Genomic DNA, 24,413 nt, shown 5'->3' on the forward strand with positions numbered 1-24,413 from the left:
ATGGATCCATCCTTCTCAGTCATCAAATGATGTATTTTCTTTTTTATATGTCACTGCAATCTTAATTGGGTTGATGACATGTGCACTTAGTCTTTCAAACGTAGCAATTAAGCTATATTGAACAATGTCCAACTCAAAAATCTCTTGTATGTATGAGGTTTGCCAACTCGCTTCAAAATACCACTTGAAATGTTCTCTATAGTCCCAACCGTCACTCGATCCGACGATATGTAACTCTTTTTCATAGAATTGCGGTTGAAGCACCAGTTCTTCTTGATTACCGTCTGATAAGATACAGATAGACCCATTCGGCATTACTGCCTGTTGAAGGTTCATGAACCCTTCGTTTCTAGCAGAACACTCCATGCCATAATGGTAGTGGCTGTCCTTCACCTCGTTCGGGGCGTATACCTGTTCAACTCCAAACCGATAAGCTAATTCTCTTCGATTCGAATCTGGCTCGATTGCATCAATCTTCTTCACACCATAATAATTTCTTAAGTAATATGTTGCGAGTAAGCCCATCGTCCCCAATCCAGAAACAATGACCGAATCGGTAGAGGATGGTGCTAATTTTCTAACCCCTTTCGCTGCATCACATGACAAAATCGCTAGCAACGCCGTTTTATAATCCACTTCCGGTGGAACATAAAACGCTTTCTGTGCAGAGACGATCCCGTATGTTTGTTGTCCATAAAAAGCAATCACCCGGTCGCCAACATGGAGTGTCGTGACATCCTCCCCCTTATCTACAACCCTTCCATAACTCTCATATCCCACTTTACGGGGATAGTTCGGACTCGAATCAGTTAAATCCGTTTCGTCATATTGAGGTAGCTCTGCCCCAACACTAATGGCGGTAGCGATGGTTTCAATCAAAACTTGATCTGCTTCAAGAGCAGGTACTCGTGTTGTAACCCACTCCAACTTCTTTTTACCTACGAGTTTCAAAGCTTGTTGAATCATTTCACCCTCCTAATATTAACAATTGCGACCATATGACAAGTTTACAGAATTAATCAAATTTTGTATAATTATTTTTATATCATTTTATGAAGAGGTGAAAATGTGTAAAAACGATTCGTCGAACCCACCCAATTGAATAGATTCGGAGGAGATTTGTGATGAAATCGTTTTATACACTGCTCGTTAGCCAATGGCTCGCCAATATTGGCGATGTCCTATACATCGTCGCGCTCATTGCCTCGTTGTATCAACAAACCGGTTCCGCTCTCATGGCGGCCAGCTTCCCGATTGCCGTGACTGCCGGTATGACACTCAGCGGACTCTTTTTCGCCCGTATCCTCAGCCGCTACTCGCTAGGGAAAACGCTCGTCCTGTCACAACTGATGAAGACGGTCACCCTTGTTCTCGTTCTCTTCACGGATTCGATTCTAGTTCTCGGTCTTGTCGTGTTGATCGCTTTCCTCGATGGGTTCGCACGTCCCATCCAAGCGTCATTCATCCCAAGATTGACGACGAATCGTCAACAAGCGAACAGCCTCATGCAAGGTTCCAATCAGTTCATCCAGCTCGCCATGTGGCCGCTCGGGACGATGCTCGTCTCTTTCACCTCGAGCGCTCTCGCATTAGTCGTTTCCCTCGTTCTCTTCGTCCTTTCCACGATTGTGACGATTTACTTCAATCAATCGCTTACGGAAGACATCGTCAATGATGGAGCGGAAGAATCGATTACCTTACGCGCTAGTCTTACTTATGTAAATACGTCACCATTCGCCCGTCATGTGACATGGTTTGTGACGTATGAATCATTTGTCAGCACGCTCTGGATTTCGGCATTGCTTCTCGTCTATCTCGAACGACATCTACAAGTCGATACGGGCTGGTGGGGGACGCTCAACGCAACATTTTTGATCAGTATGATTGCGGCGAGTGCCCATCTTTATCGGTCTCGACGAGCGCCATCGTTACCGTCGACCGCTATCTTATCCATTGTTGCCGCCCTCTTGTTCGGCATGACTGCACATCTCGCGTTTGCGATTTTGGCGTTAGTGATTCAAGGCGCAGCTACACAAATCCGCATCATCCAGACGAACACCGTCATTCAAGAACAGATCCCGGCTACTCAGCTCCCTTACGTATATAGTGTGCAACAAACGGGATACGCACTCGCATTCAGTGTAGGGAGTTTGCTGTTCGGTCTTCTCGCCGACGGACTACCGATTGATTCGATTTACCTTCTCGGAGCACTTTTGACCCTTCCGTTGATTTGGATCGGACGATTAACTGAACAGTCCATGTTAACCGTATCATCTGTATAAGCAACAGGCGCCTTCTCTAAAAGAGGGCGCCTGTTGTATAGAATTTTCCACCGAAATAAATAGTTGGACGTTCTATTCAATTACAATCCAGTGTTTAATTTTCCCTATTCGTCACTCCCGTATTGAAATACTCCTACGCCATAGCCTTGCTTCATATCTCCTAAAATAAAAAGTGACAGAATACACGCTTCGGTCTCAATCAAAAAACGAATTCCTTCTAATTCTCCACTTGCCTCAATCATCGTAACCAATTGAAGAAGTTCAACTTCAGATACATTTGAAAAATTGCAAGTCATCATATAGTCATTCGACCACATCCATTTTTCATTATGTTCAATACTGTACTCACACTTTGTCTAATCTGCCCATTTTTTGAGATCAGATAGAAATCGATTATTCTTCGACAGCACCTGAAAAGAAGAGACGTCTAGGAATGTAAATAGTCGAGAGATGAACGATGGGGCCGATGTCACTTTTGGTAACCCAAATTCCCTCCAGTTGCTGTCCGACGGTAAGTTAAACACTCTTTCACTCTTCAGTGAATACGAATCAGGATCATGAAAGTCGTGACTATGAGCACATAAGAAATCAACAGTCGAGATACTTTGTTCATTTGGATAATCGACTCGTGCATGTGTTGAATAGATCGCACGACGATACGGATCATACAAAAAGAGAAGCTGTCCCTCTATATAAACGCCCAACGGCAAGGTCAAGTCAACGTACCGAAGTCGTCCTAATTGTGACTTTGTGACAATCACGTCAAGTTCACAATAGTCTGTGACTCGATACGAACCGACAGGCAATCGACTCAAATAGTCTGTTTTCAATGTGAACAGATCCATTGTCTGAAATACAATCACTTTTAGATGCTCAACGTATATTTCATCAAAATTCAATTTAGATTCCCCTTTCTCACAATGGATAAGACAAACTGTAGCGATTCATATCGTATACTAAAAGAAACAAATGATCGGAGTGATTCCCATGTCGAAGCTTTCGCACGAAGAAATTCTTGAGTTACTAAATACGTTAGAGTCTCGCTTCACCGAAAACGTTGAACGTCATCCTGACGTTGTCTGGTCAGACGTATTGGAACAAATTCAAGTTAATCAGGACAAGTTGACTACACTCTCCTTAATGGAACAGACCGGCGGAGAACCAGACGTGATTCGTCTCCCAAACGGAGATCTCGCTTTTTGCGACTGTTCAGTCGAGAGTCCGAGCGGTCGACGAAGCCTCTGTAATGACGAATCCGCTCTTGAGGCACGTAAAAAGAATAAGCCCGTCGGAAGCGCGGTCGCCTTATCTGAACAGATGGGCATAACCCTTCTCGACGAAGAAACATACCGACATTTACAAACGCTCGGCCAATTCGATTTGAAGACGTCGAGTTGGATTCTGACACCGAATGAGATTCGTCAAAAAGGCGGCGCCTTGTTCTGCGACCGCCGTTATGATCACACTTTTGTCTATCACAATGGTGCAGATTCTTATTATGCCGCTCGAGGATTTAGAGGGATACTCATGATTTAAGCAAGGCATTGCGCCTTGTTTCTTTTTTATCGGAATAACCAACTAAGGAATTGCGGAATATACATGATGAAAAACAAACTGACAGGAATCGTTGCAAGTAATCTTAACACCCACATAATTCTACTTTTTAACTTCCGAGAGTAGAACAACAATGCACCGAACGTAATCGCATTCGCTGTTACATTTGGTTCTTCTATGTTGTTTTCAATCATTTGCATAAGAAAGGCTTTCCATCCTGGAAAGGATTCAAGGGCGAACGATTCACCGAAACTCGGTGTAAGATTGTATTTCAACCTCACAAACCAGGCTCCTATGTAAACAGAGATGAATAAGATTGCGTAGGACATGAGGGCGAAGTTCCACAATTTCTCTTTCCAACCCTCACACCGAAAGTACAAGACATACATCACAATCATGACGCTAAAGATCACATTTATGATGAATGGTGGTGAAATGGTTAGAATGGAAAACGTCTCTCGATTTAACACCATTCCCACTTGAAATATTCCTTGCTGAAACATAGCCTTTCCTCATTTCTGATATGTACTGATTAAATCAAGTTACGGTAATTGAAATATTTAAAAAATACGTTATATTTCGACTTACTCTATCTGCGCTCTATCTGAATATACTCGATTTCACGTGCAAATCCATCAAAAAACTGCAGACAGATTGTCTGCAGTCCTCATTCATGCGTGTAGTGTCACATTCAACTCTTCCGCTACCTTTTTGAACGCCTCGAGTGCACGTTCAAGGTCATCTCGCGTATGCTCCGCTGTGACGATGGTCCGGATGCGTGCTTTTCCGCGCTCGACCGTCGGGAAAGCGATACTCTGTGCGAATACACCATGCTCTTTCAGTTTGTCCGAGAACGTATGCGCAAGTGTTTCTTCACCAAGCATGACCGGAGTGATCGGCGTCGTCGCATGTCCGATATCGAAGCCGAGGTCGCGTAGTCCGTTCTTGAAGAATTCCGTGTTCGCCCACAACTTGTCGAACAACTCTTCTTCCTCTTTCATGACACGGATCGCTTCACGGTTCGCCGCTACGACTGCCGGTGGATGTGATGTCGAGAAGAGGAACGGACGACCTTTGTGGATCAAGTAATCGCGTACGTCTTGCGAGCAGGCAACATACCCGCCTAAGACACCGATTGCTTTTGAAAGCGTTCCGACCTGTAACGCGACACGACCGTCCAAACCGAAGTGGTTGACCGTTCCGCGACCGTTCTTCCCGAGAACGCCAGATGCGTGAGCATCATCGACCATGACCGCAGCATCATATTTCTCTGCAAGTTCGACAATCGCCGGAAGTGGTGCGATGTTCCCGTCCATCGAGAACACACCGTCCGTTACGACGAGACGTGTCCGATAATCTTGTGTTTCTTTTAATGCCTTCTCCAAGTCTTCAAGGTCGACGTGCTTATAAATGCGTCGCGCTGCTTTCGTAAGACGAATCCCGTCGATAATCGACGCATGGTTGAGTGCGTCACTGATGACGACATCTTCCGGTCCGAGAAGTGCAGACAAGACCCCGAGGTTCGTCGCGAATCCTGATTGGAAGACGAGCGATGCTTCCGTGTGCTTGAACTCTGCGAGTTCGCGCTCAAATGCTTCGTGCATCTCGAACGTACCGGCAATCGTACGAACTGATCCTGTTCCTGCACCATACTGTTCGACCGCTTCAATCGCTGCCTGCTTCAAACGTGGATGGTTCGCTAGTCCGAGATAGTTGTTTGATGACAGCTGGACGAGTGACTTCCCGTCGATTGTCACTTCGTTCCCTTGTGCCGATTCGAGTGGGACGAGCTTACGGAACGTCCCCTGTTCTTTCATCTCATTGATTGCTTCTGTAATATGTTCAAATGCCATGTTGTTTCCCCCTTTAAGGTATTAAGACGACCTTCCCACATTTCCCTGCCCGCATGAGTTCGAACCCTTTTTCGAACTCTTCGAGCTTGAAGACGTGCGTGATGATCGGTTCTACGTTCAACTGACCCGTCGCGAGCATCGTCGAGACTTGGCCCCACGTCTCGTACATCTTCCGTCCTGTGATCCCTTGGACACGGACACCTTTAAAGACAACATCACGCGTGAGGTCGATGGCGACCGGACGAGCTGGGAGTGACAGGACGTTGACATCCCCACCTGCCGTGACCATTTTGAACGCCTGGTCGATTGCAATCGGATGACCGCTCATCTCACAGACGACGTCGATTCCATCTCCATCCGTCTCCCGTTCGATCAATTCGAGCGGATTTTCTTCTAAGCTGTTGATGACGACATCCGCTCCCATCTCTTCAGCAAGTTTCAAACGATACGGATTGACGTCAATCGCATAAACGCGACTCGCGCCAGCTGCTTTGGCAACACCTACCGCCATGAGACCGATTGGTCCACATCCGACGATGGCGACCGATTTGGCGGATACGTCACTCGCTAGCACCGTGTGCACCGCGTTCCCTAGCGGTTCTTGAATCGAGGCGAGTTTCGTTGGCATCGACTCCGGGTTCACCCATAGGTTCTCTTCAGGCATAACGACATACTCTGCAAAACAACCTTGCGTGTCCACACCGATGATTTTTGTATTTTTACAGATGTGATATTGTCCACGCAAACATTGTTTACACTGATGACAGACGATATGCGTCTCAGCGGATACGGTCTGTCCGATTTTGATGCGCTTCGTCCCTTCCCCGAGTGCCACGACTTCTCCCGAAAACTCATGACCGAATATATACGGTGGTTTGACACGGCTCTGTGACCATTCATCCCACTCATAGATATGAACATCGGTCCCGCAAATCGATGTCGCTTTGACTTGAATAAGTACTTCTCCAGGCCCCGGCGTCGGAACTGGTACGTCGACCAGTTTAGCCCCAAATCCGGCCGTGTGTTTTTGAATCGCTTTCATTACTGGTGTCGTTGTTTCCTTCTCTTTGGTTGACACGAGTTGTTCCATTGAAAACGTCCCCCTCTTGTCTCTTATGATCGAACGATACGTTCTTTATCATCTTGTCATAAAATGACGAAACTGAGAAGATGCATCATGATTTTTTTATGACATTCTTCTGAGAGTTCGTCTTAACACGTCTCACTCAACTGATGTGAGATATCACCAATCGTCACTTCTTTATATTGATTGTTCGAATACTCAATCACTGTCAAGCTCGTTCCTTCAATCTCATCATCAAACCACAACTCAGATATATTCGCTTCTCTGATTTCTCGTAATATCGCTTGAATCACCATTCCGTGTGTCACAACCAGAACATTGCCACTCGTATTCGCTTGAATGATGTGTTGCATCGCGGATGAAACACGATTCGTGAATGTCAACATGGCTTCCCCATGATTCAATCGATGGTCATATTGACTCGGATTTGACCAAAACGTTTCAAATACATCTATTCGTTCGATTTCGTCTTCTGCCTTCCCTTCCCAAACACCAAACGAGATTTCATCCAACTCATCTAAAATATGTATCGGTGAATCTAACGATACGTCCATCGCTTCTAACGTTTGAATGGCTCTACCACTGGGACTCACATAAACGGTCTCAAAAGCAATCGTTTGAAGTCGGTTTCCTAACTTCTCCGCATTCAAGATTCCCTCGCTCGTTAACGGCGAATTTTGCCGACCTTGTAAACGCCTTTCTTTATTCCACTCTGTCTGTCCATGTCTGACGATATATAACGTTAACACCTTAATCATCCTTTCACATCAGCATTAAAAAGAGGAGCCATCCGCGCCGATGGCTCCTCTTCACAAGAATAGGACCTATGTCCCGACCGCTCATCGTGGCTCAATGATGAGCTTGATGGCAGTACGTTCCTCTCCGTCAATCATAATATCGGTAAAGGCTGGAATGCAAATCAAATCGAGACCGCTTGGCGCGACGAAGCCTCTGGCGATCGCGACGGCTTTGATGGACTGATTCAGCGCACCTGCCCCAATCGCCTGTATCTCACACGTTCCTTTTTCACGTAGCACACCCGCTAAAGCACCCGCAACGGAGTTAGGGTTCGATTTTGCCGAAACTTTGAGTACGTCCATTCTTGTTTCCCCCTCGGGTAGGTTGTTCAATCAAACCAGACGGTCTGATCATCTAGGTGTATTCGTTCGATTTTTGTCGCTCGTTTCGTCTGATCATCGATTGTAATGAAAACTCCATTAAGTTGTTCCCGTCCCTCAGCAACTTCAAACCGAACTGGGAGTTGTGTCATAAATTTTTTTAAAACAACGGATGCATCCATCCCAAGTACCCCGTCAAGTGGACCCGTCATCCCGACGTCGGTAATATACGCTGTCCCGTTCGGCAAGACACGTTCATCTGCCGTCTGTACGTGCGTATGCGTCCCGACTACAGCTTGGGCACGCCCGTCAAGGTGATACCCCATCGCAATCTTTTCACTTGTCGCCTCAGCATGGACATCAACGAAGATGGCGTCTACCTCGTCACGCACTTCTTCGACGAGACGGTCGACGGTACGGAACGGACAGTCAAGAGACGGCAAAAAGACATTCCCCATGACATTGATGACAGCCAATTTCTTTCCATTTTGTTTTAACTTCATCATCCCGACCCCAGGTGTCCCGTCCGGATAGTTTGCTGGACGGACGATTCGGTCGGCATCGTCAATCCAATCAAAGATGTCACGGTTATCCCACGTATGGTTCCCCATCGTCACCCCATGGAAGCCGAGTTCTATAAACTGTTGATAAATCTTTTTTGTGAGACCACGACCGTTTGCCGCATTCTCACCGTTGACGAGCATGAACGTCGGGTTGTATTTGTCTTTCAAACGACCAATCTGATTGCTCAAAATATCTCGACCGGGTTTCCCGACGACATCACCGATAAATAAAATTTTCATATAAAATCCTCCCTCAAACAGAAAAAGCGGAGAAATTCTCCGCTTCGTTTACTTCGCATAATCGACGGAACGTGTTTCACGAATAACCGTCACTTTAATTTGTCCAGGATAATCGAGTTCATCTTCGATTCGTTTACAAATATCGCGTGCCATCTTACCGGCGACGACATCGTCGACGACGTCAGGGCGAACGATAATTCGAACTTCACGTCCCGCTTGAATCGCATACGATTTCTCGACACCTTCAAACGACTCACAGATTGACTCGAGTCGTTCGAGACGGCGAATGTAGCTTTCTAGCGTCTCTTGACGAGCTCCAGGGCGAGCTGCCGACAAGGCGTCAGCTGCTGCGACTAGTACTGCAATCGTCGATGTCGCCTCGACGTCCCCATGGTGGGAAGCAATCGAGTTGATGACGACCGGATGTTCCTTGTACTTCGTTGCAAGCTCTACTCCGATTTCGACGTGACTGCCCTCGACTTCGTGGTCAATCGCTTTTCCGATATCGTGCAAGAGTCCAGCTCGCTTCGCGAGTGTGACGTCTTCCCCGAGTTCGGCTGCCATCATCCCGGCAAGATGTGCCACCTCGACCGAGTGGGACAAGACGTTCTGTCCATAACTCGTACGATAGCGCATGCGACCGAGTGTCTTGACGAGGTCTGGATGGAGTCCGTGAATACCGGCTTCGAAAGTTGCTTCTTCTCCGTACTCACGAATGCGTTCATCCACTTCACGACGAGACTTTTCCACCATCTCTTCAATGCGAGCCGGGTGAATCCGACCGTCTTGAACGAGTTTTTCAAGCGTCATTTTGGCGATTTCACGGCGAACCGGATCGAAACCTGACAAAATGACCGCTTCTGGCGTGTCATCGATGATGAGGTCAATTCCAGTCAACGTCTCGAGCGTACGGATGTTACGTCCTTCACGCCCGATGATGCGACCTTTCATCTCATCACTCGGTAAGTTGACGACAGATACCGTCGTCTCCGCGACATGTTCAGCAGCGTATCGTTGCATCGTGAGAGATAAGAGGTGTTTCGCTTTTTTATCCGCTTCTTGTTTTGCTTTTTGCTCGATTTCTTTTTGAAGGAGAGCAGCATCGTGAAGCGCTTCCTGCTTCGCTTCGTCCATGATGATGGTACGTGCTTCATCTTTCGAGAGGGCTGCCACGCGTACAAGTTCTTGGCGTGCCTCTTCGTATAAGTCCTCCACTTTGCTTTCGAGCATTTCTGCTTCACGTTTGCGTTTTTCGAGCCCGCGCTCCTGTTCATCTAGCGAATCTTCTTTCCGCTCGAGCATATCTGCTTTGCGGTCGAGAAGCTCTTCTTTTTGAACGAGGCGATTCTCTTTCACTTTCTGGTCTTCGCGACGTTCACGCAATTCTTGTTCCGTCTCATTGCGAAGTTGAATCATCTCTTCTTTTACTTCAAGCCGTGCTTCTTTTTGCATCGCTTCCGATTGTTGTTTTGCTTGTTCTACAATCTTAGTCGCTTCCGTCTCGGCACCTTGAATCTTCGCTTCGGCGATCGATTTACGCACAAAAAAACCTGCAACAAAAGCTATCGGCAAAAGGAGGATCAGAATAAGCCAGTATAGCCATTCCATCATGTTCACCTCCCTTTCGCAAGGTTATTTTATTTTTTTAATAAGTGAGTAACGCAGGCAAGCCCGCGCATAACTTTATTGTACTTATTTAAGAGAGAGAATGCAATGCACGGACAGGATAGAACTACCAATTGCCTAAAAATTATACTAAAAAAATCTCACTCGGATGATTCCGAGTGAGACCATGTGCTTATTCGTCATCAAGAAGTGAGAGAACTTCGTCGTCTTCCCCTTCAACTGTGACTGTTTTTTCTCCGTTCAAGCCGTAGTGGTCACGAATTTGACGTTCCACTTCGGCCGCGATGGGTGGATTTTCTTTCATGTATTGTTTCGCATTTTCACGACCTTGACCGAGACGCTCCTCGTTGAACGAGTACCATGCACCGCTCTTTTGAACGATATCGAGGTCTGCACCGATGTCGATGAGTTCCCCTTCACGTGAAATCCCTTCACCGTACATAATGTCGACTTCCGCCGTCTTGAATGGTGGTGCAATCTTATTTTTTACAATCTTGATCTTCGTACGGTTCCCGACCATATCTTGACCTTGTTTGAGCGTTTCTGCACGACGTACTTCGAGGCGTACTGAAGAGTAGAACTTCAAGGCACGACCACCAGGTGTCGTTTCCGGGTTACCAAACATGATTCCAATTTTCTCACGAATTTGGTTGATGAAGATGACGATTGTTTTCGATTTGTTCGTTGCACCAGACAATTTACGAAGTGCCTGAGACATCAAACGAGCTTGAAGACCGACATGCGAGTCTCCCATCTCCCCTTCGATTTCGGCTTTCGGTACGAGTGCCGCAACCGAGTCGACGACGAGGATATCAACTGCTCCCGAGCGTACGAGCGCTTCAGCGATCTCGAGCGCCTGTTCCCCTGTATCTGGCTGAGAGAGCAACAACTCATCGATGTTGACGCCAAGATTTTTAGCATACTTTGGATCGAGCGCATGCTCGGCATCGACGAACGCAGCTTGACCGCCACGTTTTTGAACTTCTGCAATCGCATGAAGGGCAACAGTCGTCTTACCTGAAGATTCTGGTCCGTACACTTCAATAACACGACCGCGTGGATATCCACCCGCACCAAGTGCGACGTCGAGGGCAATCGACCCAGAAGGGATGACCGATACTTGCTGGTCTGTATTTTCACCAAGGCGCATAATCGAGCCTTTACCGAATTGTTTCTCAATTTGGCGCAATGCCATTTCTAACGCTTGTTTACGATCACTCATAGATAAATGAGCCTCCTTTAATTGATACTTTCATTATACGTGAACATATAGCGATACACAAGTTTTTTACGAACATTTATTCGCCTTTTTTAATTCGTTGTATGAGGGCCCATAGTCCATCTTTTGCAGCCCGCAGCCGAATGACGTTACGTTCTTGATGCGGATAAACACGTTTGATGACCTCGATTCCATCCGGTGTTTTCACCCCGATGTAGACCGTACCGACGGGGCGCCCTGAATTTGAGGTTGGTCCAGCTTCACCGGTGAACGAGAGCGCGTAGTCCGCATTCGTTTGCTTAACTAATCCATCTACCATCTCATAAGCAACTTCTTTTGAGACGACTGAGTGCTGTTCAATTGTATCAAGAGCGACCCCTAAATACCTATTTTTTAGCTCATCTGAATAGGTAACGACTCCCCCTAAAAAGACAGCCGATGCTCCTGGCGTCGATGTGATCATCGATTGGACTTCTCCTCCTGTCAATGACTCAGCAATTGCCAGTGTTTGGTGATGACGTGTCAATGATTGCACGAGGTATGAGGCAATCGTTTCATCATCTGACCCGAAATAATACGAACCGACACGTCGTAAGATTTCATCTTTCATTTCTTCAATCATCAGTCGTGCAGCCGTATCATCTACCGCCCGAGCACTGATTCGAAGTCTCGCTTCTCCTGTCTCAGCATAAGGTGCGACAGTCGGGTTAGAGCCGTTCAACAAGTCTTTGACGGCATCATCAAGTGCCGATTCTCCAATTTCATAAAATCGTAACGATTCTGAGACGAGCGTAGCGCCTGAAAACTTTTTCGGAAACGTCGCATCGATGAGCGCCCGCATCTCGCGTGGCACACCAGGAAGTAGCATCCACGTCGTCTCCCCTTCAATCCACATACCTGGAGCCAGACCGACCGGATTTTGTAAAACGTCCGCACCTGACAAGACGTCCGCCTGACGAGCGTCCCCTTCATTCATCTCACGGTTACGTGACTGAAGAAATTGTTGAATCGTGTGAAACGCCTCTTCGTCTCGAACAATCGGGCGTTCGAGCAAATCAGACAAGACTGTCTTCGTGACATCATCTGCCGTCGGTCCAAGTCCACCCGTAACGATGACAAGGTCTGAACGACGACGCGCAATCTCGAACGTCTCCCGCATTCGTTCCGCGTTATCCCCGACAACTTGATGATACAAGACCGAGACACCGTATTTCGACAGTTGTTCCGATATGTAACTCGCATTCGTATTGACGATTTCTCCTAAGAGCAACTCGCTTCCTACCGCAATGATTTCGGCTCGTTTCATCTTATTTCCTCCTCGACTTCAAAAAAAAAGACGAGCTAGATCAACCAACTCGTCTTTGTCGACTTACATCGACTTCACAATAATCTTGTAGTTTTGTGCGAAATACTCGGCACCTGAGTAAATCGTGAGTGCGAGTGCCAACCACATCGCCCATTCCCCAAACGGGATGCCGACATAACTGAAGATCGGGTTACCGAATAGGAGGAAAATGATGGCGAACAGTTGCACCCATGTTTTAGCTTTGCCTGACTTACCCGCCGCGACGACAATCCCTTCGTCGGCAGCGACAAGTCGAAGACCCGTGACCGCAAACTCACGAGAAAGAATCACGACAACGACCCACGCAGCCACGAGGTCCATCTCGACGAGCAACACGAGCGCCGCTGTCACGAGTAGTTTGTCTGCGAGCGGGTCCATGAATTTCCCAAAGTTCGTGACCAAGTTGTGTTTTCGCGCCAAATGACCGTCCAACCAGTCTGTAATGGCCGCGATGGTAAAGATGACACCAGCGATAAATTGGTGTAGCGGGATCTCAGCACCTAAAAAGGCAATGTTTCCCCAATCAAAATCAACAGCGAGTAAGACGACGAATACGGGAATCAACACCACGCGTAACATCGTCAATCGGTTAGGTAGGTTCATGTAGAACGCCTCCTCTTAGAAGGAGAGTCGACTTATTCTGCGTCGACTCTCTTTACAAATATATTTTGTGTGACCGGAGACTCTTGAAGCTCGAGCTCGCGACCATTGACGACGATTTTCTCAACACCTGCGATGAGTCCGATCCGGATTCGTAACGTGTCCGTTTCAGCATCTTCAATGACAATCGGATTCTGTTTCGATTGGTTCGGATATTCAGGCGCAAGGAACGGACCTTCAAGTGATGTATCACGAACACCGACATATGAAGCTGGCGATTCTTTCACATAAATCTCGGTCGATAGTTTATCGCTCGTAGCGAGTTCATACGTGATGTCTGCCCCGTTCGATTCCGTTACCGCAATTGGACCGGATTCCGCTGGCGGTTCTTCCTCAGCAGGTTCCTCTGATACCGGTTCTTCCTCGGCTGGTTCATCCGCTGGGACATCCTCGTTCTGGTCGAGTGTGACATTTGAACTCGGTGGTTCAGCCGGACTTGCGTCTTGTCCACCGAAGTCGATGCTTCTCACGGCAAAATAGATTGCTGTAATGAGCAAAAAGACGGTAAGGGCGAGAAGTACTTTCGGAACCCATCGCGATACTCGACTCGTCGACTCGGACGCTTTGGAATACGTCTTTTTACGAGAAAGTTGAACGGATGGCTGTGCTTCGATTTTTGGTAGATCTTTTGCGTAAGTCTCATACAATTCGTCTACATCGAGACCGAGTGACTCCGCATACGTTTTAATGAACGCCCGTGCATAGAAAGAGCCAGGGAGATTTTTGTAATCACCTTCCTCGATCGCGATGATATAGCGCTTTTGAATCTTCGTCGTCTGCTGGATTTGGTCGAGCGTCAATCCGCTCTCCTCACGCTTTTGTTTCAAAAAAGTCCCTAGTTCTGTCACAGGGGTCCACACCTTCCATTCACATAATTATTCAAACCATTCTGACTCACGATGCGTTTCTTGTGGGATGATAATCGTTTCATCCGGATTGTTTCTCAATTCAATAATATAATCAAAGTCTTCGTACACGCAATCGGTGTTTCGGACATAAAGGTCAGGGTGTTCAATGACCTTCACGGCAGGCAACCGCATGACCTCACGGATCAGTTGACGATGTCGCTCGTCCATCGTACGCGTAGAGACCGCTCCATCGATTATGTATACATGATCGCCTTCCCGCTCTTCTTCAAACAAAGAGGTTCGAACCGTCTGTTTCATGAGGGTCGATGACAAGAACAACCACCGTTTATTCGCACACACACTGGCTGCGACGATGGATTCTGTTTTCCCAACGCGCGGGTTCCCCCGTACGCCAATCAATAGATGACGTTCTTCTTTCATCAGTTCTGCTACGAAATCAACAAGAATCCCTAAGTCTTCTCGGACGAAACGGAACGTTTTCTTATCATCGCTGTCGTGGTCGATGTAACGACCATGTCGAATCGCTATCCGGTCCCGTAATTTCGGGCGGCGCAATTTGATGACTGCGATGGCTTCCATACGTTTTAAAATATGCTCGAGTCGATGGACATGATCTGCAGCCGGAGCTTTGAGCAGCATGCCACGACGTTGCAGGTCGACTCCATTAATGGTGACGATGGAGATTTGAAGCATTCCCATGAGAGACGCGATGTCTCCGAGGATACCCGGTCGATTTTGACACAATTCATATTCGAGATACCACTCTTCGAATTTATGTTCCATCCCGAACCATCCTTTCGAGCAAATTCGCTACCTTGCCTATTTTAAATTATTTTAGAAGAATTGAAAAGAACTCGTTTATGCATCTTGATGAGATCATTGCCAACCGCCATCAATGCGTAATACTGTGCCGGTCATATATGAAGCATCCGATGAGCATAAAAAACGGATCGTCTTCGCCACGTCTTCAGTGGTACCAAGACGCCCAAGTGGAATATCATCCATCACGGTTTGTTTCGACTCTTCTACCGTATCATTCATCGGCGTATCAATCCACCCTGGTGTGACCGCATTGATTCGAACATTGAACGGTCCTGCTTCACGCGCAAACGCTTTGACGAAACCGAGTTGTGCCGCTTTGACCGTAGAATAGAACACTTCGGCTGCTGCCCCGACTTCACCCCAAACGCTTGAGACGACGACAATATCTAGTGGATGGTCATACGGTTTACACGCAACAACTGACTGAATCAATCGAACCATGGCGCGTACATGCACCTCGTAAAGTCGATCCAGCTCATCTACCGATTGGTCGACGACGAGACCGTGTAGCGCGTGACCAGCGACGTAGACGATTCGATCAACGGTATCGATTGACGACACCCACTTCTCTACTTCTGCTCGGTTCGATAAGTCACCTATAATCAGTTCAGCCTGTAGCTTCTCAGTCTCCATCATTCGAGTAAGTGTCTCACGACCTCGATTCGCATGTAGCAAAAGCTCATCCTCACGAAAAGCGAGCGAGACGGCACGTCCAATCGCGCCGCTCGCTCCGACAATCAACGTCTTCATGGCTTTTTGACAACGCACACCGTGCGTTGCTCACTTCGGAACAATCGTACGTATGCTTCGTGAAGTTCATCTAATGTGATCGCATCGATCAAATTCGGAATCTCGAACAAGTTCCCGTCATTGAGTGCATACCGTGAGAACTGGTTGGCGATAAACTCTGGCGAATTCAGTGCTTTTAAAAATTGTCCCTGCATCATCCGCTTCTTACGATTGAGCGTCTCTTGATCAAGATGAAGTGGGCGCTCCAACGCACCCGTGACACGTTCGACAAAGGCATCGACGTGGGATGTTTCCATCGATAGTGCGGCGAAGGCGAACGTCTCTTCAGACGTATAATCAAATGAGAATGCATCATCGATTAGCCCTTCTGCGTACAATTCCGTGTAGAGGGGTGCTGTCGTATCGAAGAGCGCGTGCATGAGGAGTTCCACCGTCAACTCTTGTTTGAGACCGGCTTCTCCAGCTTGTGGGACATCTTTATAGCCAATCATCACTTTCGGAACCGAGACATCCATCTCAATGACCCGTTCTGACAGACGAACCGTGGTCGGCTCTTCCACCGTCTCACGTGCGCTTAAAGGTGGCGCGTCAAATGATTTAGCTGCCTGATTGTCACGAATCAATTCAAGCATCTCATCCGGTTCGATGTTCCCGACGACGAACAACGCCATGTTGCTCGGATGGTAAAATGCCTGATGACACGTATACAAATCTTCTGCCGTGATTTTTGAGATTGATTCGATTGTTCCGGCGATATCGATTTTGACGGGATGCGTCTCATACATCGCTTCAATCAATCCGAAATAAAGACGCCATCCCGGATTATCTTGATACATTTGAATCTCTTGACCGATGATGCCCTTTTCTTTCTCGACTGACTCTTTCGTGAAATATGGTTCTTGAACGAAATTGAGTAGCGTTTGAACGTTTTCCGGCACGTTCGATGTCGCCCCGAACAAGTATGCCGTCCGCGTGAATGAGGTAAAGGCATTCGCTGACGCCCCTTGGCGACCGAACTGTTGGAAGACATCGCCATCCTCTTTTTCGAACATCTTATGCTCTAAGAAATGTGCGATTCCATCCGGCACCTCTACCCAATCCTCTAATTTGAAGCGACGGTCAATTGAACCATATTTCGTCGTGAACGTCGCGAACGTTTTCTCATATCCAGTCTTCTTCAGCAAATACACGGAGAGGCCATTGTCGAGAACGTGGTGATGTAATGTCTCTCCGACGTTTGGGAAATCTAGTTTCATGCTTCTCCTCCTTTCAGACAGTAAACTGCTTCAAGCGAAATTTCATTCGCAAGCGCGATGACGTGGTCGCGTGTCGTACTCTCGATGATTGCCATCTCTTCATCGAGTGAAAACGGGCGTATGTCTGCACCACTCATCCATCCAATCAACTGACGAGGGCTGTCTCCGAGTTGGCGACGTTGATGGAACAACATTTCTTTCGTCTGTTGTAACGTCTCGTCTTCGAACTCACCCGCCTGCAGTGCTTTTAACTGCTCTTCGATAATGTGCTCGGTCTTTTGTTGATTCGATGCATCGATCCCCGCATACACGAACAGTTTTCGACTGAGCGAACTGTATTGTGACGCGGCATAGTAGGCTAAACTTTCTTTTTCACGGACGTTCATGAACAGCTTCGAGTGCGGGAATCCACCGAATAATCCGTTCACGACTTGCATACGGATGGCATCTTCTGTCCGCGGATCGACGTCAATCGCGTAGGCGAGATGAAGTTTACTTTGCTTGATGTCTTGATGCTCTTCTAAGCGTTTGAACTCACCACGACTCGGTTCGGGCAGACGTCTCGGCTGACGCGTCCCGAGCGATTCGAGCGGGTTAAATGCCTGTTCGACTTGTTGACGGTCGACATCGCCGACGACATAAATGTCGACACGATCGTTCTGAATCATCGATTGATAAGCATTGAAAAGTGATTTCGGCGTGACGTGATCGAGCTGTTCGAGCGTACCGAGAGACGGGATGGCGAGTTCGCCTCCGAGCATCTCTTGCAGACGCTGTTGAGCGAAACGCATCTTGTCATCATAGACTGACTCGATTCGCTGACGCTGCAATCGGCGTTCTTGCTCCACGATGAGCGGTTGGAACGCGCCATCATAGACATTCGGACGAAGTAACACTTCCTCCAGTAATTGAATGGCCTGACTCAAGACGTCTTCACCGACAAGATTGTCATTAACGACTTCGAGTTGAAATTGAATGACATGCTCTTTCCCAATTTTTGATGCGCCTGCATACAAGTTTGTATCATATAAATCTTCTAGCGGTGTGTGAAATAACTCAATTGATGGATAAGCTTCTGTCGATTTTTCCATAATGAATGGAAGCAGTGCCCGATCTGCCACCGTGTCCTGAGACAGCGGGGCCGCAAACGAGACGAGGCAAGTCGTCGTTTTAAATTTTTTGGTCGGATAGACCGAATAGTGCAATTGATGTTGGAACTGTTCGATTCCTTTCATCAGCCGATCACTCCTTTTTTCGTTTTGGTTGAAACACGGTAGCGCCGCGTGCATATTCTTGGTCCGGTACGCCTGCGACAACATTCGCATATCGTGCGACCGTGAAAAGATAGTCACTCAATCGGTTAAAATATGGAAGTTGTCGGTCGGCGACACCGAGTGCGGTCAAATCTCGTTCGACACGACGGCAAACGGATCGCGCCACATGCAGGCTCGCCGCTGCGACACTTCCTCCCGGTAAGATGAAACGCACAAGTTCTGGACATGATTTTTCCCATTCGTCCATCCATTGTTCAAGTTCCGTCACAATCGACAAATCGACCGTTTTCGGGGGCGCGTCCGTATACATCAGCTCCGAACCGAGGTCAAACAAGTCGTGCTGAATCTTCGTCAGCTGTTCCCGGAGCGACTCGTCGGTCTGTTGCGCAATCGCTAATCCGATATGACTGTTCAATTCATCAAGATGCCCCATCGCTTCGATTTGAGGATGATGTTTGTCGACACGGCTACCAATCAGTGATGTTTCACCCGTGTCGCCCGTGCGTGTATATCGCTTCATTCGGCTTCCCCCTTAAAATGCCACAAATGGTGACTCAGACGAGTCACCATTATGAGATATGTGGTTGTTCAAATGGTAAGTAAATGTCAAACGTCGTTCCGACACCGAGTGTGCTCGATACGCTGACCGTTCCATGGTGGGCATCGATCACATTTTTCACGATGGCTAAACCAATCCCGGTACCGGTCTTCGACCCGCTCGTCCGTGCTTTGTCGGCTTTATAGAATCGCTCAAACACGAACGGCAAGTCCTCTTTCGGGATCCCGTGTCCTGTGTCGGACAGTCGAATCTGCAACCCATCAGGCATCTCGGTCGCCTCAATTCGAATCTCTCCTGAATCGGTATGGGCGATGGCGTTGCCGATCAAGTTCGTGAATACTTGCTCGAGTCGGTCACCGTCTGCTTCAATCTGTCGATGCGGTACGTCCGTCTGTAATCGAATCTCTTTTTCAGATGCCATTTGATTGAACTTTCTCATGACACGTGGCAAGAAATCACCGATATCGAATGAACTGAATTGCATCGTTTCTTTACCCGATTCGATGCGGGCCAAATCAAGTAAGTCGTTGACAAGTCGCGCAAGTCGAAGAGATTCGTCATAAATGATTGACGCAAACTCTTTCGTCGCCTCGTCACTTTCTGTCATCCCGTCGATGATTGCCTCTGAATAACCTTGTAGCGTCACGAGCGGTGTCCGAAGTTCATGGCTAATGTTCGCCACGAAATCGGTCCGCATCTTATCGAGACGGTGGCTTTCAGATGTGTCGCGAATGACGACGACAGCTCCTTCGAAATCATCCTCCCCGACGAGCGGCGTGACCGTCAACGTATAGTAACGGTCATCTTGTTTCACTTCAATCGTCTTCTCAGCCGTCCCTTCCATCACTTCTTCATACAGTGACAGAACGACTTCATGCGGCTGACCGTCTTGAAGCAACGGACTAGCCTGTGGATTGGTGACGATCACGTTTGCATGACGGTCGAGCGTGATGACACCGTCCGCCATCGAACGAAGAATGGAGGCAAGTTGCAGACGTTCTCGGTCTAACGCATCGACATATTTCGCCAGTTGACTGCTCATCGCGTTGAACGAGGCGGCAAGTTCTCCAATTTCGTCTCGAGTCTTCGTCTCAAGACGCAAGTCGAATTGTCCTTTCCCCGTCTTATTGACCGCATCCCGCATCGCTCGGAGCGGCGCCGTGATCCGCGTCGATAAGAAGAAGGCGAACACGGTCGTCACAATGATGGCCGAAGCAACGGTCCAAAGAATGATTGTTCGGGCACCGGCATTCGCACTCGAAATCGCATCGAGTGGTTCAAGTAAGTAGAGTGTATATTGTCCGGTCGATAACGAAAACGTCGTCCGGTAGGCAAGTGCAGCTTGGTCGTCAAAAGAAGAGAAATTACCGATGGCTGTCTCCCCGACTGCCTGATAGGTTTCCCAATCTTGACGTTCAAGTTCAACCATCAGCCCGTCCACTTGATTCCCGAAATTTGAGCGCGTGGTCCCGTTTTCTAAAATATAGTTCGCACCATATACTTCGATGATTTGATCGATGGTCTGGGACGTGTCACCTTCATTCAACAACACCGACTGAACCTGTCCGCCAAGTTTGGCAAGGTGACCACGTTCTTGGTCGATGTGAAAAGAGTTGAAAAATTCAAGCATCAATACCGAGACGATGAATAAAATGACGCTGACCAAAACGAGAATCGTCAGCCACAGTTTCGTGACGATGCTGTTTCGACGAATCATCATTCACTAGCAGCTTCGAACTTGTACCCGACACCCCATACAGTCGTGATCATATGAGCCGCATCTGGTGAGACGCGATTCAATTTCTCACGAAGACGTTTCACATGCGTATCGACGGTCCGAAGGTCTCCAAAAAATTCATAGTTCCATACTTCTTTCAACAACTGCTCGCGAGAAAAGACTTTATCGACCTGCTTCGCAAGGAAAAACAGCAATTCATATTCTTTTGGTGTGAGGGCAATCTCTTCTCCGTCGACCGTGACACGGTGCGCATCATTGTCAATCGTCAAGTGCGGGAACACGATCAAGTCTTTTGATTTCTCACTCGTCTGCATAAACTTAGTCGAGCCAGAACGACGAAGGAGTGCCTTGACGCGAAGAACGACCTCACGCGGACTGAACGGTTTCACGATGTAATCGTCCGCCCCGACTTCAAATCCTTGGACACGATCAATCTCTTCACCTTTCGCTGTAAGCATGATGACCGGTGTCGCTTTCGTTTTCCGGAGTTCTGTACACACTTCGACTCCGTCCATTTTCGGCATCATCAAATCAAGTAAGATGACGTCGTATTCGTTTTCAAGAGCGAGAGCGAGTGCCTCTTCTCCATTGACCGCTTCTTCAATCACATACTGTTCACGTTCTAAGTACATTTTCAAAAGTCGGCGAATTCTCTCTTCGTCGTCGACTACTAAAATCTTCGTTTTCTCAGCCATACCAGAAACCCTCCTAAGACCCATTACGAGTTGTAGCGAATGTTGCACAATTGTGAACATTCCACTCCCTGCCATAACTATACCACTCTATTATTTCGCTTCACAACGATGATTTGATGGACCAAATGAAAAAGAAGTCACAATTGTGACTTCTTTCGCGTCATGCATATGAATGTAGACCGGCGATGACCAAGTTGACGAAGACGAGGTTGAACATGATGATGGCAAATCCACCGACACATAACCAAGCCGCTTTCGTTCCGGTCCAACCGCGCTGGATGCGCATATGCAAGTAATAAATATAAATGAGCATCGTAATGAGGGCCCATACTTCCTTTGGATCCCAACCCCAGAAGCGGTTCCACGCAATCTGTGCCCAAATCATCGCAAAGATGAGACCGCCGAGGATAAAGACAGGCAATCCGATTGCGACCGAGCGATAGCTGATCTCATCAGCAAGGTCGAGGTCGACCTTTTTCGCAAGCGGTTGAAGCGCTTCAGCAATGCGTTTTCGCAAAATCACGAAACGGAGCAACGCATAAATCACGACACCACCGATAACCGACCAGATGAGCGTGTTCAACTTGAGTGTATTGATCCAATTCGGCAACTCAAGTGACAAACCGCTTGCTCCTGACAAGAGCTGTGCCCCTTCTGGTACGAATAGGATTGGCATGAAGTATTCATACGTCTCGACTTGACCGCGGTCATTCGTAAATTCGACGACTCCACCGGCACCGATTCCTTTGAAGAGCATCGACACGATGATGAACCCGAGTGTACACATGAGAACGAACATCGTCACTTCAAGCCACGTCCGTGATTTAGACTGTTCTTTCATCGATGTCTCATTCAATAAGAAAATGAGACCTGACGCAAAACTGATGGCCAAAATCCCTTGTCCGAGCGCTGCCGTCGTGACGTGGATTTTTAACCATACACTGTTGAGTGCCGGAATGAGCGGTGCGACCTCACTCGAGAACATCGAGGCGAAAGCAATGACGAGTAACGCCACTGGCATCGCGAACAATCCGAGTACATCATTTTTATAAATCCCGTATACGACGAGGAATCCGAGCACCATCATCATGCCGAAAAACGTCGTATATTCATATAAGTTTGATACCGGCGCATAGCCGACACCTGCCCAACGCATAAAGAAATATGTCATTTGGGCGATAAATCCGATAATTGCCAAGATGAAGGCATACTTCCCATAGGCGACACGGTTGACGTTTCGATCTTTACGCATACCACTAACGGCAATCGTAAAGAGAACCGTCGAGATCGCGTAAAGGAAGAATGCGATAAACAGCATTCGGCTGCTCCATTCAATCCATTCCATCAAGATTCCCCTCTTTCATTTGTTGACTCGTTCTCCGGCTTCGAAGTAAATCTCGCCTGATCTTCCCACATCGGTAAACCGGACTGTTCTAATAATGGCGAAACCTCTCGACGGAGCGAGGACGGGTTTTTGTTCGTAAAGCCTGCAACGAGTACCTCATCTTCATGACGACGAATCCAGACACGGCGGTGTGGCCAATACATACCCATCACAATTCCAATCATGAAGATGGTCGCACCGACGATCAGAATCGGGTACGTCGAGTCACTCTTCACTCGAAGACCGCTCGTACTTGCCATTTCTGTACCTGCAAACTGGACATCATAACGGTTCTCTTCATCGGCGACGTTGAGACGAATACCGACTAAGTTTGATTCCGTCTCGCCTTCAGGTGATTCGATATTGAAGAAGAAGGCAGGATTCAGTGCACGTGGTGATTTCGTGTTCGGTTGTCCATCCTTCACCTCAAAATCAGGATACAAGTCTTTCAACGTGACCGTGACCCCGTCTAAGTCATACGACTTTTCCGGATTCTCGAGGTCGACTTTAAACGGTCCATACTCGTCACCTGTCTGTTTATCGGCAAGCATGAACGACATCGACAAGAATTCCGGTCGACTTGAATATTGCTCTTGATACACTTCATATTTTTCAAACTTAAACGGGTGGTTGACTTTCGTCGAACCGACATCGACTTGTTCGAGTTGCGGCGATCCGTCCTCGTTCGTTCCCGTCTTCTTAAATAATGTCAGTTCCGTCTCATAGTTTTTTGGAACGGCTCCGGCTTTTTCAATGGCAGCTGCGAACTTCGCATCTTCCTCATTGTTCTCCGGGTCATACATTTCAAGAATGAACTGGTCGTTCCGTAAATAGTATTCCCCATCTGTCGCCTCTAGTGAGACCGTATCTCCTTCACGAACCCACTCGAGCGTATCCGTGTGGAATGCCGGGAACACGCGGAGCATCGCCCCGAGGAAGAAGATGACGAGGCCGACGTGGTTCACATATGGACCCCAACGACCGAAACGGTGTTTTTCAGCCAATAAGGCATCTCCGTCCCGTTTGACACTGTACCGTTTTTTCTTGAGCGACACTTCCATTTCATCGATTTGAGCGTCTGTTCCTTCGCCTTGTCCGAAGAGGCGTTGTCCTTTCATAAAGCGCTCTGTCCGTCTAACCGGCTGATTCTTTAGCGCTTTATAGAGCGGGACGCCACGGTCAATCGATACGACGATGAGCGAGAGCGTCAACATGACGATGAGACCGATATACCACCATGACGTATATAGGTTGTGGAATCCAAGTGCATAATAAATCGAACCTGGCGTCCCATATTCCTCCAAGTAATATTGCTCTGGAGGTAACTGCTGTGGGATATACATTTCTTGAGGGAAGATCGTCCCGATTGCCGAACCGACAATAATCAGCGCAATCAACCATAATCCCACTTTGACCGATGCGAAGAAGTTCCACACCCGGTCAATGACCGATTTAGGACGACGCTTCGACCGTAAATCAGCGCCTTCGTATTTCATATCTAGCATCTGTGCGTCCCCCGTTC

At 47.7% G+C, this 24,413-nt stretch carries 22 protein-coding genes; 2 read left to right on the forward strand and 20 right to left on the reverse strand.

The window, feature by feature from the left end; translation table 11 throughout:
• Positions 1-15: 15 nt before the first annotated feature.
• Positions 16-966 (reverse strand): alcohol dehydrogenase catalytic domain-containing protein, encoded by a 951-nt coding sequence (locus tag PQI28_RS05245; RefSeq protein ID WP_339962705.1) that lies wholly within the window; start codon positions 964-966, stop codon positions 16-18.
• 158 nt (positions 967-1,124) lie between these two features.
• Here PQI28_RS05245 and PQI28_RS05250 point away from each other — a divergent pair, with 158 nt between their 5' ends.
• On the forward strand, positions 1,125-2,282 hold the full coding sequence (locus PQI28_RS05250) for an MFS transporter (RefSeq protein WP_339962706.1): 1,158 nt from the start codon (positions 1,125-1,127) through the stop codon (positions 2,280-2,282).
• Positions 2,283-3,269: 987 nt separating this feature from the next.
• Positions 3,270-3,818: a DUF4256 domain-containing protein gene (locus PQI28_RS05255; RefSeq protein ID WP_339962707.1), complete on the forward strand. Its 549-nt coding sequence runs from the start codon at positions 3,270-3,272 to the stop codon at positions 3,816-3,818.
• A gap of 689 nt (positions 3,819-4,507) precedes the next feature.
• Here PQI28_RS05255 and PQI28_RS05260 read toward each other — a convergent pair.
• The 19 genes from PQI28_RS05260 to resB form a co-directional block, all read right to left on the reverse strand.
• Positions 4,508-5,689 carry a glycine C-acetyltransferase gene (locus PQI28_RS05260; RefSeq protein WP_339962708.1) on the reverse strand — a complete coding sequence of 394 codons (1,182 nt, stop codon included), beginning with the start codon at positions 5,687-5,689 and terminating at the stop codon, positions 4,508-4,510.
• 13 nt (positions 5,690-5,702) lie between these two features.
• The gene (gene tdh / locus PQI28_RS05265) at positions 5,703-6,779 is read right to left on the reverse strand and encodes an L-threonine 3-dehydrogenase (protein ID WP_224861327.1); all 1,077 of its coding nucleotides are present in this window, start codon (positions 6,777-6,779) and stop codon (positions 5,703-5,705) included.
• A 122-nt stretch (positions 6,780-6,901) separates the two neighbouring features.
• The gene (locus tag PQI28_RS05270; protein WP_224861329.1) at positions 6,902-7,522 is read right to left on the reverse strand and encodes a histidine phosphatase family protein; all 621 of its coding nucleotides are present in this window, start codon (positions 7,520-7,522) and stop codon (positions 6,902-6,904) included.
• Positions 7,523-7,612: 90 nt separating this feature from the next.
• Complete coding sequence (locus PQI28_RS05275) at positions 7,613-7,873, reverse strand: stage V sporulation protein S (protein WP_012726477.1); 261 nt, start codon at positions 7,871-7,873, stop codon at positions 7,613-7,615.
• Between the two features lie 26 nt (positions 7,874-7,899).
• Positions 7,900-8,694, reverse strand: coding sequence for a TIGR00282 family metallophosphoesterase (locus tag PQI28_RS05280; RefSeq protein WP_339962709.1), 795 nt, complete (start codon positions 8,692-8,694; stop codon positions 7,900-7,902).
• 48 nt (positions 8,695-8,742) lie between these two features.
• Positions 8,743-10,305, reverse strand: coding sequence for a ribonuclease Y (gene rny / locus PQI28_RS05285; RefSeq protein ID WP_214748227.1), 1,563 nt, complete (start codon positions 10,303-10,305; stop codon positions 8,743-8,745).
• A gap of 187 nt (positions 10,306-10,492) precedes the next feature.
• On the reverse strand, positions 10,493-11,542 hold the full coding sequence (recA, locus tag PQI28_RS05290; protein ID WP_339962710.1) for a recombinase RecA: 1,050 nt from the start codon (positions 11,540-11,542) through the stop codon (positions 10,493-10,495).
• 76 nt (positions 11,543-11,618) lie between these two features.
• A complete protein-coding gene (locus tag PQI28_RS05295; protein WP_339962711.1) occupies positions 11,619-12,845 on the reverse strand; it encodes a competence/damage-inducible protein A in 1,227 nt (408 codons plus the stop codon).
• Between the two features lie 63 nt (positions 12,846-12,908).
• Entirely contained in the window at positions 12,909-13,487 is a 579-nt protein-coding gene (gene pgsA, locus PQI28_RS05300; RefSeq protein ID WP_214692781.1) for a CDP-diacylglycerol--glycerol-3-phosphate 3-phosphatidyltransferase, read from the reverse strand.
• Positions 13,488-13,519: 32 nt separating this feature from the next.
• Positions 13,520-14,392 carry a helix-turn-helix domain-containing protein gene (locus PQI28_RS05305; RefSeq protein WP_074033219.1) on the reverse strand — a complete coding sequence of 291 codons (873 nt, stop codon included), beginning with the start codon at positions 14,390-14,392 and terminating at the stop codon, positions 13,520-13,522.
• Between the two features lie 27 nt (positions 14,393-14,419).
• Positions 14,420-15,196 carry a YmfK family protein gene (locus PQI28_RS05310; protein ID WP_012726484.1) on the reverse strand — a complete coding sequence of 259 codons (777 nt, stop codon included), beginning with the start codon at positions 15,194-15,196 and terminating at the stop codon, positions 14,420-14,422.
• 93 nt (positions 15,197-15,289) lie between these two features.
• On the reverse strand, positions 15,290-16,003 hold the full coding sequence (gene ymfI / locus PQI28_RS05315) for an elongation factor P 5-aminopentanone reductase (RefSeq protein WP_339962712.1): 714 nt from the start codon (positions 16,001-16,003) through the stop codon (positions 15,290-15,292).
• Positions 15,982-17,241 (reverse strand): EF-P 5-aminopentanol modification-associated protein YfmH, encoded by a 1,260-nt coding sequence (yfmH, locus tag PQI28_RS05320; protein WP_214782553.1) that lies wholly within the window; start codon positions 17,239-17,241, stop codon positions 15,982-15,984. Before yfmH ends, ymfI begins: the two co-directional genes overlap by 22 nt.
• Complete coding sequence (gene yfmF, locus PQI28_RS05325) at positions 17,238-18,476, reverse strand: EF-P 5-aminopentanol modification-associated protein YfmF (protein ID WP_214782550.1); 1,239 nt, start codon at positions 18,474-18,476, stop codon at positions 17,238-17,240. The genes yfmH and yfmF overlap by 4 nt, the downstream gene beginning before the upstream one ends.
• A gap of 7 nt (positions 18,477-18,483) precedes the next feature.
• The gene (locus tag PQI28_RS05330) at positions 18,484-19,035 is read right to left on the reverse strand and encodes a cob(I)yrinic acid a,c-diamide adenosyltransferase (protein WP_339962713.1); all 552 of its coding nucleotides are present in this window, start codon (positions 19,033-19,035) and stop codon (positions 18,484-18,486) included.
• A 49-nt stretch (positions 19,036-19,084) separates the two neighbouring features.
• Positions 19,085-20,794 (reverse strand): ATP-binding protein, encoded by a 1,710-nt coding sequence (locus tag PQI28_RS05335; RefSeq protein ID WP_339962714.1) that lies wholly within the window; start codon positions 20,792-20,794, stop codon positions 19,085-19,087.
• Positions 20,791-21,507 carry a response regulator transcription factor gene (locus tag PQI28_RS05340; RefSeq protein ID WP_026825821.1) on the reverse strand — a complete coding sequence of 239 codons (717 nt, stop codon included), beginning with the start codon at positions 21,505-21,507 and terminating at the stop codon, positions 20,791-20,793. The genes PQI28_RS05335 and PQI28_RS05340 overlap by 4 nt, the downstream gene beginning before the upstream one ends.
• Positions 21,508-21,667: 160 nt before the next feature.
• Complete coding sequence (gene ccsB, locus PQI28_RS05345; RefSeq protein WP_214692798.1) at positions 21,668-22,852, reverse strand: c-type cytochrome biogenesis protein CcsB; 1,185 nt, start codon at positions 22,850-22,852, stop codon at positions 21,668-21,670.
• Positions 22,852-24,396, reverse strand: a complete 1,545-nt coding sequence (resB, locus tag PQI28_RS05350; protein ID WP_214782539.1) for a cytochrome c biogenesis protein ResB — start codon at positions 24,394-24,396, stop codon at positions 22,852-22,854. Before resB ends, ccsB begins: the two co-directional genes overlap by 1 nt.
• Positions 24,397-24,413 lie beyond the last annotated feature (17 nt).

It is taken from the genome of Exiguobacterium sp. USCH10 (assembly GCF_037619445.1).
Classification (GTDB): domain Bacteria; phylum Bacillota; class Bacilli; order Exiguobacteriales; family Exiguobacteriaceae; genus Exiguobacterium; species Exiguobacterium aestuarii_A.